This window comes from Paenibacillus sp. RC334 (assembly GCF_030034735.1).
Taxonomy (GTDB): Bacteria; Bacillota; Bacilli; order Paenibacillales; family Paenibacillaceae; genus Paenibacillus; species Paenibacillus terrae_A.
The window spans coordinates 602,852-616,940 of the sequence record NZ_CP125370.1; the positions used below are offsets into that span (position 1 = coordinate 602,852).

8 protein-coding genes and 1 pseudogene are annotated in these 14,089 nt (G+C 44.9%); 6 read left to right on the plus strand and 3 right to left on the minus strand.

The genetic code is table 11. The annotated features are described in order from the left end of the window. Positions 1 to 79 precede the first annotated feature (79 nt). Positions 80 to 1,054 carry a bile acid:sodium symporter family protein gene (locus QMK20_RS02985; protein WP_283654527.1) on the minus strand — a complete coding sequence of 325 codons (975 nt, stop codon included), beginning with the start codon at positions 1,052 to 1,054 and terminating at the stop codon, positions 80 to 82. Positions 1,055 to 1,169: 115 nt separating this feature from the next. Then, a complete protein-coding gene (locus QMK20_RS02990; RefSeq protein ID WP_283654528.1) occupies positions 1,170 to 2,051 on the minus strand; it encodes an AraC family transcriptional regulator in 882 nt (293 codons plus the stop codon). A 136-nt stretch (positions 2,052 to 2,187) separates the two neighbouring features. Between QMK20_RS02990 and QMK20_RS02995 the strand changes: the two are divergent. The 5 genes and pseudogenes from QMK20_RS02995 to QMK20_RS03015 all read left to right on the plus strand — a co-directional run bounded on the left by QMK20_RS02995 (position 2,188) and on the right by QMK20_RS03015 (position 12,777). After that, positions 2,188 to 5,539: pseudogene (locus QMK20_RS02995) on the plus strand (DUF5107 domain-containing protein). A 37-nt stretch (positions 5,540 to 5,576) separates the two neighbouring features. Continuing rightward, positions 5,577 to 6,818 (plus strand): cellulase-like family protein, encoded by a 1,242-nt coding sequence (locus QMK20_RS03000; RefSeq protein ID WP_404580095.1) that lies wholly within the window; start codon positions 5,577 to 5,579, stop codon positions 6,816 to 6,818. Positions 6,819 to 6,840: 22 nt separating this feature from the next. Further along, positions 6,841 to 9,198, plus strand: coding sequence for a beta-galactosidase (locus QMK20_RS03005; protein WP_283654530.1), 2,358 nt, complete (start codon positions 6,841 to 6,843; stop codon positions 9,196 to 9,198). A 347-nt stretch (positions 9,199 to 9,545) separates the two neighbouring features. Continuing rightward, positions 9,546 to 10,340 (plus strand): Nif3-like dinuclear metal center hexameric protein, encoded by a 795-nt coding sequence (locus QMK20_RS03010; RefSeq protein ID WP_283654531.1) that lies wholly within the window; start codon positions 9,546 to 9,548, stop codon positions 10,338 to 10,340. A gap of 82 nt (positions 10,341 to 10,422) precedes the next feature. Further along, on the plus strand, positions 10,423 to 12,777 hold the full coding sequence (locus QMK20_RS03015) for a glycoside hydrolase family 2 TIM barrel-domain containing protein (RefSeq protein ID WP_349361949.1): 2,355 nt from the start codon (positions 10,423 to 10,425) through the stop codon (positions 12,775 to 12,777). 4 nt (positions 12,778 to 12,781) lie between these two features. Here QMK20_RS03015 and QMK20_RS03020 read toward each other — a convergent pair whose 3' ends face one another. Next, positions 12,782 to 12,994: a hypothetical protein gene (locus QMK20_RS03020; protein WP_283654533.1), complete on the minus strand. Its 213-nt coding sequence runs from the start codon at positions 12,992 to 12,994 to the stop codon at positions 12,782 to 12,784. Positions 12,995 to 13,197: 203 nt separating this feature from the next. On the opposite strand from QMK20_RS03020, the gene QMK20_RS03025 reads away from it, so the two are divergent. Beyond that, complete coding sequence (locus QMK20_RS03025; RefSeq protein WP_283654534.1) at positions 13,198 to 14,001, plus strand: alpha/beta fold hydrolase; 804 nt, start codon at positions 13,198 to 13,200, stop codon at positions 13,999 to 14,001. Positions 14,002 to 14,089 lie beyond the last annotated feature (88 nt).

A 14,089-nucleotide genomic window follows, 5' to 3' on the forward strand; every position in this document is an offset into this window, starting at 1 on the left:
ACGGCAGCCAATTTATTGGCTGCCGTTTTTGAGGTGATAACACATATCGTATTTGCCCATGGTCTGGTTGGAGTAAAACTTAAGAAGCAGAGGCTGTGCTGTGCTTCTCCTTGGTCTTGCCACGGTCGCGACGACTTAGCAGAAATCCAACCAGAGACGCCGTAGATTGCTGGAAAATCATTCCGAGTACAACAGGCAGCGCTACCGGGGCCGGGAAGTAGGTGATGGCAAGCACGGCTCCCGCACTGATATTGCGCATGCCGCCGTTAAAGACAAGCGCCGTACGATCTGCATTATTCCACCGCATCAGCCCTGAGATCAGATAACCGATCGCATATCCGGTGGAAGCAAGGATGATTATGGATAGGCATACTCCGACAAGCTTAAGATTAAAATCGACCAGATAAGGCGCGATTACAGATCCGTTAATCATCACGACAAGAGCCATGGCCAGCTTGGAGAACGGACCCAGCCGAGGTCCCCACACCTGCTTGATCTTCCCTTTGGTCCATTCGTTCAAAACCATGCCGATTAGCGAAGGAACGACAATCATCCAAAACAGGCTTTGCATCATCGCCCAGGTGTCAAGCTGTACATCCGCTCCGACCAGCAGGGACATAATGCCAGGTACGGCGAATGGAGCCAAAATCGTATCGATCAGAATAATAGCCAATGTCAGCGCCGTATTGCCTTTGTAGATGTTGACCCACACGAAGCTGGAAATGCCCGTAGGGATAGCCGCGCCAAGAATAAGCCCGGTAATCGTATAAGGATCGTCGCCGAAAGCCAGATGCCCAAGCATCATGGCGAGAAGTGGCATGGCCAGGTGAAGAATAAACAGACAGGCGATCAGCGGACCGGGATGCTTTATCACATGGACAAAATCCTTGAAACCCATGCTGATGCTGCCCGCGAAGGTCATGAACGCAAACAGCCAGGGAGAGAGTTCGGTGTATTCCGACAACGACGTACCGATCAGGACGCCAATTAGTATGCTGGTAGGCGTGATTAGCGGCATAGCTGTATTTAGTCTTCGATTCAACGTTCGGAGCATACAAAACTTCCTTTTTTAACCTTAAGTATAGACCTTGCACCCCCGATTCGTAAATGATCTGTGACCTTGCGGTAGCCTGATAGAAGCAAATTTGAACGCTCCTGATGAATATAGATCAACCCTTCAAATTATTTCGGTATTCCAAAGGAGAGCAGCCCATTATTTTTTTGAACAGTCTGGAGAAGTAGTACGGGTCCCTAAAACCGAGTTGTATGCTAATCTCTTTAATAGAAGCATTAGTTAAGTCCAAAAGCTGACTGGCCCTCTGTATCTTCATTCTTAAATAGTAATCGACAGGAGAGTAGCCGGTTGATTGCTTGAATATCAAGTTCAAATGCTGCTTGGATACCTGAACATGTCGACTAAGCCCCTCCAACGAAACGGTGGATTCCAATTGTTCGCTCATATAACGTGTTGCCTTATCAACATGGCTCTGGTACGTACTGTCTTCCTTGCGAAATGCAACAGATAAAACAAAACTCAGCAGATAACGAACAGTTTGCGACACTTGAACTAAATGTATAATGGAGTATGGTTTGTTCAATAAAAGGTCGTAACACTGATGAAATAGCTCCAGTAGTTTGACTTCATCACTGGCTGCCATCGTAACATACGTTTTAAAAGGGTCAAACAATACCATGAAATCGTCCATTTGGTCCCCTTGGAGATGAAACCAGTAAATCGTCCAAGGATCTTCATCGTTAGCCCCATAAGCATGCGGCATGTCCCTGGGAATGTAAGCAAAGCTTCGCTCCGTCATGCAAATGGTTATGTTATCCTCCGTTCGTACCCAACCTTTTCCGCTGGCACAATAAATGAATATATGAGAGTCACAGCCATGCGTTCTTTCGCGAAAATGATGGCGGGCATGGCTAAAGCAGCCTATATCCGTAATATATAGATTGCGTGTAAGCGGATTCAATTTTAATTTATCCAACATATAGGGTGGAAGGACATATAACTTTTCACCTTCAAATCCATCAGCTTTCTTATTCATAATTTATTCATCCCCCAGCCGGATGCGTCTTTAATGATGAAATACGTATATAGTCCATCATAAACAGTGGATTGTCAATTGTCTGTAATGTCGCTTACTTGTAAGCTCTGAATATAAGAGCGACTACAAAGGAGTGATGGATTTGAGAAACTTCGAGGCTAAGGCACGCGTGTGGGAGGAAACCGTGCAGATCCCTACGTACGGCATTGGCAAACCCGACAAAAATCCAATGTTTCTGGAGAAACGTGTCTACCAAGGAAGTTCCGGTCGAGTGTATCCGCATCCGGTAATTGATAAAATTGAGGATGATAAGAAACTCGAAAATTATCAATTAGTTTTTCTGGAGAATAAATATTTGCGTATTGAGATCATGCCAGAGCTTGGAGGTCGCATTTATCGTGCGGTCGACAAGACCAACGGTTACGATTTTGTTTATTATAACAGGGTCATCAAACCAGCGCTTGTTGGCTTATTGGGGCCATGGATATCGGGAGGCATTGAGTTTAACTGGGCCACAGCATCACCGTCCCAACACTTACGGACCCGTCGAATACAAGCTGGAAGAACGTGAGGACGGAAGTGCGACAGTATGGGTGAGCGAAATGGATCGTATGTTCGGCACTAAAGTAACAGCTGGTTTTACACTTCAACCGGATAAAGCATACCTTAAAATTGGGGTCCAGCTATACAATCGGACTGCCGAGCCTCAAACGTTTCTGTGGTGGGCAAATCCAGCCGTAGCGGTACATGATCACACTCAATCTGTTTTTCCTCCGGACGTATCGGCTGTGTTCGATCACGGAAAGCGAGATGTATCCCGTTTCCCGATCGCTACAGGCACTTATTATAAAATGGATTATTCTGAAGGCGTAGATATTTCCCGATATAAAAATATTCCTGTCCCCACTTCGTATATGGCCTATAAATCGGGCTACAATTTCATAGGTGGTTACGACCATATGAAACAAGCCGGACTTTTGCATGTGGCCAACCATCACATCTCTCCCGGAAAAAAGCAATGGACATGGGGCAATGGCGAATTCGGGCAGGCATGGGATCGGAATCTGACTGACGAAGACGGTCCTTACATCGAGTTGATGACGGGGGTATATACCGATAACCAGCCGGATTTTACTTGGCTTCAGCCGTATGAAGAAAAATCGTTCTCGCAGTATTTTATGCCTTATAAACATATTGGTATGGTCAAAAATGCTTCAATTGATGCAGCTGTAAGTTTGGACATGGATCGTAGCGAAGGGATAGCACAGATTGGAGTCTATGTGACTTCGCCATTCCGTAAAGCCGTCGTGGAATTAAGCAGCCAGCGGAGAATCTATATTAAAGAATCTGTAGATCTGGAACCTAGTAAGGCCTTTGTACAGAAGATCAATCTCTTGGCTGAGGATGAGGATGATGAACTATGCTTAACCGTCAAAGACGCAGCAGGGAGGGAACTGATTAGCTACCAGCCGCAGAAAAAGCAAGTTGAACAGATGCCAGCTGCGGCAGCCCCTCTGCCGGAACCGGAGGAATTAAGAACTAACGAAGAATTGTATCTAGCAGGACAACACTTGGAGCAATACCGTCATGCCACCTTTGAACCCGAGGCGTATTATCTGGAGGGCCTGAAAAGAGATAAAAATGACAGCCGCATAAATGTAGCGTATGGTACGTTGCTTCTCCGTAGAGGGTTGTATTCAGCAAGCGAAGCGTGCTTCCGTAAAGCCATTTCGCGGATAACCTGGTGCAACTCTAACCCCTATGACGGTGAGGCCTACTATCAGCTTGGTTTGTCACTAAAACACCAAGGACGGATGGATGAAGCGTTCTCTGCATTTTATAAATCAGTATGGAGTGCGGCATGGCAAGACAGCGGGTATTTCTCACTTGCGCAGATTGCGACAGAAAAAGGGAACTATGAAGAAGCATTGGAGCTCGTGGAGCGTTCGATCATCCGAAATGCTCGTAATTACAAAGCACGTAACCTTAAGTCGGCCATTTTTCGTAAGTTGGGCAACTACGAAGCGGCAATAGCTTTTTCCAAGGAAACGATCATGCTCGATATCGCCGATTTTGGAGCTTACCGTGAGCAAGCATTATCATTAGAGGCTCTCGGTTTACGATCTGATGCTAAAACGGTCTTCGAAGAGTTGAAAAAATGGATGCGTGGAGATGTGCATAATTATATAGCAGTAGCATCGGACTATGCGGCGGCGGGACTCTATGAGGATGCAGCATGTGTGCTGGAAGAAGCTCCAGAGCAGGCGAAAACATACCCTATGCTGTATTACGTTCAGGCCTTCTGCTATGCTAAAATCGGCAAGCTTGAGCAGGCGAACAGGACTCTCGTTCATGCAGCCGAAGCAGTGCCTGATTACTGTTTTCCTAACAGTCTGTTTGAGTTGGACGTGTTACTATTTGCAATTCAAACGAAACCGGAGGACGGAAAGGCTCATTATTACTTAGGCAATTTACTCTATGATAAGAAACGGCATTTGGATGCCATTGCTTGCTGGGAAACATCTCGTACCATTGATGATACCTACCCCGTCGTTCACCGTAATCTTGCTCTTGGATATTTTAACAAACAAGGCCAAATAGAGAAGGCTCGCCATTCGTTAGAGCAGGCCTTTGTATGCAATACATCAGACGCGCGTGTTCTTTATGAGCTTGACCAGCTTTATAAGAAGCTGAACATTAAGTCCGACGAAAGATTGAACCTGCTGGAGAGTTATCCGGGGATCGTAAAGCTTCGCGATGATCTGTTTTTGGAATATGTAACCGTTCACAATACGATGAAGCAACATAAGATAGCGTTGTCCTTGCTAGCAGGGAGAACATTTCACCCATGGGAAGGCGGAGAGGGTAATGCAACCGGACAGTATAGGCTTGCCAAAATAGAGCTTGCCAAGTCCGACCTGAGGTCTGGACGGATTGAACAGGCTGTAAGAGGGCTGCGTGAGGCTTTAGTTTATCCAGAGAATCTTGGGGAAGGTAAGTTAAAGGGTTCCCAGGATAACGATATCTACTATTATTTGGGCTGCGCGTATGAGCGATTGAAATTAACAGATAAGGCAATGCTGACCTTTTCCACGGCCTCTCAAGGACTGGAGGAACCCACCAACGCCATGTATTACAACGATCAACAGCCGGATATGATATTTTACCAAGGATTGGCCTGGAAGAAACTTGGTCATGTGAAGGAAGGCACTCGTCGATTCAACAAGCTAATTGATTACGCTGAAAGACACTTGTTCGAACCCGTGAAAATGGATTACTTCGCGGTTTCATTACCCGACTTTCTTATTTTTGAAGATGATTTGAATATTCGTAATCAAATCCATTGTACCTATATGAAAGCACTTGGCTTGCTTGGATTAGGGCGACAGGACGAAGCTATCCTGCATTTTGAATCGGTGCTTAAACTGGAAGCTAACCACCAAGGAGCATTGAATCATATGAACTGGGAGGGGAGCTTAATTGAGTAATCTCTTGAAAAAGGTACCACGCAAATTGACGATCACAATGTGGGATTTCTCTTGGTATACAATGACACAGGAAGGTGAGCCCTATAGCGATCTTGAAGCCCGTTTTAAAGAAGCGGTCGAAAGAGGCTACAATACGATCCGAATATGTGCTATGCCATTCATGTTGTTTACGGCGGATGGCAAACGCCCCGGACCCTTAAAGTTTGCGAGCCTTGGGGAAGTAGGTCAGCGTACACGCTGGTATAACTGTCGCGGCGGTGCAGTGCTGGATGGGCATGCTCATTTGCTTGAACTGTTTAGACAAGCAAAGGCTCATAACTGTTACATTATGTTATCCTCTTGGGAATATCAGCAGAGTCCCAGCTTCCTGGCTTTTGCTGAGCTTAGAGATGAATTAGCTGCAATTCCTCCTAAGGAAAGATTTATGGCCATCGCAAGGTCGATGGATCAGTTGATTCGTTTCGTTACAGCAGAAGGCTATAGGAACCAGATTATCTATACAGAGTTGCATAACGAAGTGGAGTTTGGACAGTTAAACGCCGTCGCAACGTCTCAAGGCATTGCGGAAACGAATGTACCAGCCACTATTGAAGCCATGCAGCCCTATGTAGAAGAAGCTGTTGGATATCTTCGCCAATGTCATCCCGATATGATGATGACGGCCAGCTATACGTTAAATGAAGCCTACCCTAAGGCTTACGTCGCGCGTAATATGCAGGTTGCCCATTTTCATCTTTATATTAAAGGGGTGCTCAATGAGCTTATGGAAGCGGCAGGGCTTTATGATGAGTTGTCGCCGTTCCCCAATCCATTCGTACAATCCCTATTAAGAGAAGACGCTCCTCCATTTGCAGAGTGGACCCTGCCTCCAGAGCAGAATTGGCGAATGGAAGGCAATCCGGTTGGCATGAGGCTTATTTATTTGCACGACTGGGTGGATACCAATCAATGGGATTTATTTTTGTATGATCGGTATGGAGACCATAAAATGGCCATGTTGCAGAAGGCGGACTCCCGATTGGAAGAAATTCATGAATGGACCCGTCATTCCGGCATTCCAATTGTCATAGGAGAAGGCTATGTAGGCTACACGCCGCTGTATGCCCAATTTGAAGAAGGTCCCGTCGGTAAATTTATCGCTGAATATGTGTTGCGAAAAGGAATGGCACTTGGGTTCTGGGGAATGACCCTCTGCTCCAACTGTGCTCCGCATCATCCGTTCTGGAATGATGTAGCCTGGCAGCGCAAGTGGAATCAATTTATCCTGAATTCAATATGAACGAGTGAGGGGAGTGAACTTCATGAGAAACTATCGAATTACGGTCACAGACGATCTAAAGCATATTGTTAAAGGACATATCGAACTTGGCGGGACCAATCCAAAAGGAGAGGAGATCGGATTCACCAACTATTTTATGGAGAAGGATGGAGAGCCCTTTTTCGGCATTTGTGGTGAATTCCATTATGCCCGTTACGATGAACGCTATTGGGAAGATGAAATGATTAAAATAAAAATGGGCGGCGTAAACATCATTGCAACTTATATTTTTTGGAACCTGCATGAAGAAGTTGAAGGCGTTTTTAATTGGAGTGGGAACAAAAATCTTCGCCGTTTCATCGAGTTGTGTGGCAAGCATCAGCTATACGTCATGATTCGAATTGGACCCTTCAATCATGGGGAAATCCGAAACGGCGGTATGCCGGATTGGTTATTCGGTCGGCCCTTTGAGGTTCGTTCTAATGATGAGGGGTATCTGTTCTATACAAGAAGAATGTATAACGAAATCGGTACCCAGGTTAAAGGATTGTTATACAAGGAGGGGGGACCGATCATCGGCACCCAAATCGAAAACGAGCATAATCATTCATCTGCTCAGTGGGCATTGACTGTAGGGATTAATGATATGTGGTTAAACAGTGGAAGTGACGGTAATTCGCATATGTTAAAACTTAAAGAAATAGCTCTGGAAGCGGGGATTGATACTCCGATCTATACGTGCACAGGATGGGGAGGAGCCACAACGCCTGTACCTGATATGCTGACCTTGTGGGGCGGGTATGCCTACTGGCCATGGATATACTACGAAGAGGGACGTCTGGAGGGGATGGACGAGCATCCTGCGACACCGGAATACATTTTCCGAGACAAGCATAATAACAAGATTCCGAAGAGCTACAATTTTGAGCCCCAATACGCCCCGGAAGACTATCCGTACGCTTGCTGCGAGATGGGTGGCGGCATGGTTCAGTTTTATAAATACCGGTTTGCCTTTCCCTATCGTAGTGTTCCAGCGATGACTGTCATGAAGGTTGCAGAAGGCTGTAACCTGATCGGATACTACATGTATCATGGGGGTTCGAATCCTCGGGGTAAGGTTAACCCGTTCACAAATGATCTGGCTACACCTAAAATATCCTATGATTTTAATGCCATGATCGGCGAATTCGGTCAAGTAAGGGAATCATACCAAAGAACAAAGATACAGCATTATTTTTTTTCAACCTTCCAAAAGCAATTCTCCCTAACGAAGACCATTCTGCCAGGGGATACGTCCCAGATGGATCCTTACGATGTGGATACCTTGCGATATGCAGTGCGCTCCAGTGCCGGATCGGGTTACCTGTTTCTAAATAATTTCCAAGATCATGTCGAAAATGACGACCTGTGCGATTTTAAGGTAAGCATTGAGCTGCCAGAGGAAACGATTGTCATACCTAGTCAAGGGGAGCTGGCGTTAGGACGTGAAAGTTTCGCCATATTGCCATTTAATCTCGATCTGGATGGAATGAAGCTCAAATATGCAACGGCACAGCTGATAACAAGGATAGAAGAGGCTGGAGAAGTATATTATTTTTTCTTTGTACCGGAGGGCATGACAGGAACTTATGCAATGGAGTCAAAAGATATGATCAGTGCCACCATCGACAAAGGTTCGATAGACCAAATGGATGGGAACACGATCATTAAGGTTGCTGAAGAGGAAGATAATCTCATCCACCTGGTATCTGAAAGTGGCAAAAAAGTTACCATTTACACGATGACTGATGAACAAAGTCTAAAATTTTGGAAGGTAAACTTGCAAGGCCGGGACAGAGTTATGTTGACAAGTGCCAATGTGCTTGTATCTGGAGCTGAGATCAGGCTGGAGTCAACAGACCAGGAAATGGTAAGCCTGAGTGTATTCCCGGATTTTGACGCCTCAATCACATCCATTTCTGGTGGAGAGCTGCTTGAAATAACAGAAAACAATTTATTCAAAACGTATCGTTTAAGGGCTCCTAAGAAAGAAATCCAGTTCTATTTGAAAAGGGTTAATGACGATAAACTTACTCTTGATTTCGAAATAAATGCCTTTGACGGAATCAAGGAGGCTCTACTGCGTATCGATTATACTGGAGATATTGGTTATGCTTTTATTGATGGCGAACTGATTCACGATAACTTCTGCAACCATACGACCTGGGAAATGGGTTTGAAACCATTTGAACATCGGCTCATGGAGCAAGGAATGTATGTATATGTTTCCCCCATTCGAAAAGGCAAGGTTCTCAACAGCAATACGACCATGGCTGGCTGGAAAGAGACGACGGAGGAACGAATCGTGGACATCGGCTCGGTCAGCATTGTACCTGTGTATGAGATCAAAATCACCATGTAACCTGGGCAGTTTTCGATGTTGATCTACAGATCGATGATGGTCCTCATAATGTAGTGCCTGAGTGAGAAAAGGGGAGAGCTATAACCGTTATTAACAGAAGCTGTTGTGAGTAACGGTTATGATGGAATTTGCTGAATCAATGGGAGGCGAGGAGATCTTCCGCAATCTTCACCAAGTCCTGCTTGACCAACGGACTATTCGGATTGTCATGAATTAAATATATAATAAATAAATTTATACTACAGTCGGCTCCCTTGGAGCTGGCTGTTTTACTAAAAGAAATAGCGCCTATGACTGAAATAAAATGGTACAATTGATGTACATTCTCCATGAGGAGGGATACATGCATGACCATGACTATGGGGCAGATTGTGAACCATCTGACCAAGGGAATAAGCACACCTAACACGACCGTAGATCTGCTTAATCCAGGGCATGTGGATACTGAGGTGCAAGGAATTGTAACCGCTTTCTCAGCGTCGCAGTATGTGATAGAGCAAGCTATTTCTCTAGGCGCAAATTTTATCATTACGCATGAAGGCATTTTTTATAGTCATCAGGGGATGCAGGAATGTTTACGACATGACCCCGTTTTTTTGCAAAAATCTCGCCTGATTGCCGACTCGGGTCTAGGTATTTATCGTTTTCATGACACCATACACCGTTATCAACCGGATGGAGTGATGATTGGACTTCTCCAGGCACTTGATTGGCACACCTACGTTGTGGAACAGCAGGCGACGGCCGCCATTTTGACGATTCCGGCGATGGAAGTTAAGGAGGTCGCCGAATATATCAAGGCCAAGCTTCATATTCGTTATGTACGGGTAGCTGGCGAGCTTTCCATGCCATGTGAACGAGTGGGAATCTTAGTAGGATACAGGGGAGGTGGTGAACTAGCCATTCCATTATTTCTAAATGAAAATGTGGATTTGATCATTGCTGGTGAAGGACCAGAATGGGAAACACCAGAATATGTGAAAGACGCTGTCTATCAGGGCAGAAGTAAAGCCCTTATTATGCTGGGACATGCTGAAAGCGAAGCACCTGGTATGAAATATCTTGCTGATGTACTTTCCGCCCAATTTCCAATGATTCCCATACACTTTGTTGAAGATCGTCCGGTGTTTCAAATATTGTAATTGAGAACCCGTCTATTGTGATGATAAAGCCTGTACTGTTGTTATATCCGTTCATCAATTTTTATGAAATGGAGGCAAAATGATGGGAAGCAGAGTGATTACGCCATTCAACACAGACTGGAAATTTATGGAGGGTAATTACACGGGTGCCGAGAAGATGGATTATAACGATGAGCAATGGCGGCTCCTTCAAGTCCCTCATGACTGGAGTATAGAACAATCCTTTGATCCACATATGCTGTATGGCGGGAATCAAGCTTATTTGCCCAGATGGTCTGTCGGATGGTACCGAAAGCATTTTAATGTGAAGCCCTCTTCTCCAAAACAGCGCGTATACATACAATTTGATGGTATTCACAATAACAGTGAGGTTTGGATCAATGGGCATTTTGTGGGCAAGCGGCCTTATGGATATGTTAGTTTTCAATATGATTTGACCCCATATATTCGGTGGGATGAGGATAACGTGATTGCTGTCAAAGTGGACAATACGACTCTTCCGCCTGACAGATGGTATTCGGGGTCCGGTATTTATCGTAATGTGTGGCTGATTTGTACGGATTATATTCATGTAACCGAATGGGGGACTTACATCACCACACCTGAAATTTCGCCAGATGAAGCCAAGGTGAGTGCCAGAATCCAGGTTACTAATCATCATGAGCATGCCGTAGAGTGCAATATTGTGACTGAAATTCTGGACTCACAGGGACAAGTAAAAGGAAAAATTGAAAACCGAGTGACTCTTTCGGGCTTTGAAGCGGGCGAAATGGAGCAAAAAACGCGGGTTTTAGAGCCAGAATTATGGTCACCGGAGAACCCAGTGCTCTATGAAGCTCAAACAATCATTTATTGCGACAATAAAGAGGTAGATTGTTATCGAACCCCTTTTGGCATAAGAGAAGTGAAACTGGACGCTCAAAAGGGTTTATTTCTGAATGGAAGCAGCTTGAAGTTAAAGGGAGTTTGCATTCACCATGATTTGGGCTGTCTGGGAGCTGCTTACCATGATACAGCCATGAAAAGAAGACTACAGAAGCTGAAGGAAATGGGCTGTAACTCGATTCGTTTTGCCCATAATCCGATGGCACCTGAATTGTTGGATCTTTGTGATCAGATGGGGTTCCTGGTAATTGACGAAGCTTTTGACAAATGGAAATCTCTTTCCTATGAGCATTTATATGATGAATGGTGGGAAAAGGACCTGGAGGCGATGCTCGTAAGAGACAGAAATCATCCCAGCGTTTTCATGTGGAGTGTTGGGAATGAAGTAGAGAACCAGGGCCAACCGTCCATGCTCAAAATGTTGGAGCAACTCGTCGCCTTTTGCCATGAAAAAGATCCTACCCGGCCTGTTACATGTGCGCTTGAGCCGCATAATACACCGATCAGCTTGCGTGATGGTTCGATTGAAGCCAAGGTAGAGCATACCAGGCTGCTGGCACAACGAGTGGACGTTCTGGGGTTAAACTATCAGGAGCAGTGGTATGAGCACTACAGAAGGGCCATGCCGGATACGCTAATCATTGGAACGGAGACTTTCCCATACTATCGTGGTAAAGATAACCGGGTTAAAGGTTATTTGCCCCACAATCCTTGGTTTGATGTCGTTAATCATGATTATGTGATGGGTCAATTTGTTTGGAGCGGGATTGACTATCTGGGAGAAACAAGCTATCCCTCCAAAGGGTGGTCCTCGGGCCTGATTGATACTTGCGGGTTCCGCAGACCTGTATCCTATCTTCAACAAAGTTTATGGTCAGATGAGCCTATTGTGCACATTGCTGTACTTCACGAACGTATGAAGCCGGAACACAATCCATCGTGGACGATGCACTGGAAATCTCCGGGTATGGAAGATCATTGGACATTTCCTGAATACGGCGGAAAATTGATACGGTTAGTTACCTTCACCAATTGTGAGAGCGTGGAATTGATCGTGAACGATGAATCTTACGGTGAGAGAAAGCTTGCCGATTATCCTGATCATTTAATCAAATGGGAACTCCCCTATACACCGGGCAAAATCCGGGCTATTGGCAGTAATGGAAATCAGAAGGTCTGTGAGCATGAATTAACCACTGCCGGACTTCCCTATGGTCTAAAGTTGCAGGCTGATCGGACGGTTCTACCTGCTGATGGTCATGAAATATCTCATGTAGAGGTAACTGTTACAGACCAAGATGGAATTATTGTACCTAATCAGGAATTTGGTTTAGCCTTTAAACTACATGGTGATGGTCGTATCCTTGGAATAGATAACGGTGATCTCACCAGTGATGAACCCTTCCAGGGAAACCAGATACGAACACACAGAGGCAGGTGTCTCGTTATTGTGCAATCCGGGTATCTGGCAGGTGAGCTGTTGCTTCAAGCTTCAGCAGATGGAGGGTTGCAGGGAGAAACCAGACTAAATATTGAGCATGAATACAAATGACAGTTCAAGGTTGAGGAAGCGGTCGATCTGACACGTGAAGCGGATGTAGCCGTATTGGTACGGCAGCAGCAGTGCCGCCAGTTCGGCGTAGCCTTACGGATACGGTAACGTCCGAGTTTGTGATCGAGCGTTCATGATAGGCCTGATGATTCATTTTGGAGCTTGCCGTTTCTGATATGTAGAAGCACGAGATGATGGAAGGTGCGCGTTTTTTCACTCGTCTTTGTCCTTTGAAAAACAGTCGAGTTTAAAATTGAAAATGTTGTGTAACTCACAATATTTTCGGAAATAATTATGATAACTCCTTTATGGTGAGCCAGCTTTTGTTAAGAGCTTTTGAAAAACGCATTGTGAAAGGTCTTTGCGTTTTTTTTACGCTTTGTTTTTTTCTAAATATAAGCAGTGAGGATGTGTTTCGCATTGCCCAAAACCAATATAAACGGATATAGTATGCATTACACGGATCGTGGAAAAGGGACGGCGATCCTGTTCGTTCATCCTCCAGTGTTGACAAGTTCGAATTTTCAATATCAAATTCAGGAATTGTCTGATCGTTTTCGTACAGTCGCTTTTGATATTCGGGGTCATGGTCAAAGTGAGCCTTCCAAGAAAGCGATTACCTATCCGTTAATTGCCGAGGATATGAGGCAGCTCATGGACGAGTTGAAGATAGAGAGGGCATTTTTATGCGGTTATTCGATAGGTGGCTCCATTGTGCTTGACTTTCTGTTAGCCTATCCTGATCGATCCCTGGGCGGCATTATCATCGGTGGCATGTCGGAAGTTGGCGGTAGGGAATTAAAAAATAAAATATCACTTGGACATATGTTCTCCAAGCTGGGATTGATCAGTCCGATTGCTTTCTCCACTGCTTGGAGTCAAGCTCATAAAAATTTATCATTGTTCTGGACGTTGTTTAACGATGCCAGAAAAGGAAACGCCAAAAACGCGGAGCAATATTACAATTATAGTCTGCACTATAACTGTACAGCACATTTGCAGGAAATAAATCATCACGTCCTGTTGATTTACGGAGAGAAAGACAAACTCTTTTATCCATATGCCCGGTTGTTGCATGAACGATTGCCCCAAAACGAGCTGATTTTTATCGAAGATATGGATCATCGAATTCCTACGAAAGCAGCCAAACCATTAAACCGATTAATTAGCCAGTTTGTAAGTCGCTTAGGCCATGATGTAATGAGTGAAGAGAACGGAGTCTAGACCTGTATCAAAAGCAGACACTTTTACTACTATAGCCATGTGAACTGGAGCTGAAGTGCATTTGAGGGATTTGAATTTGCGTTTTATC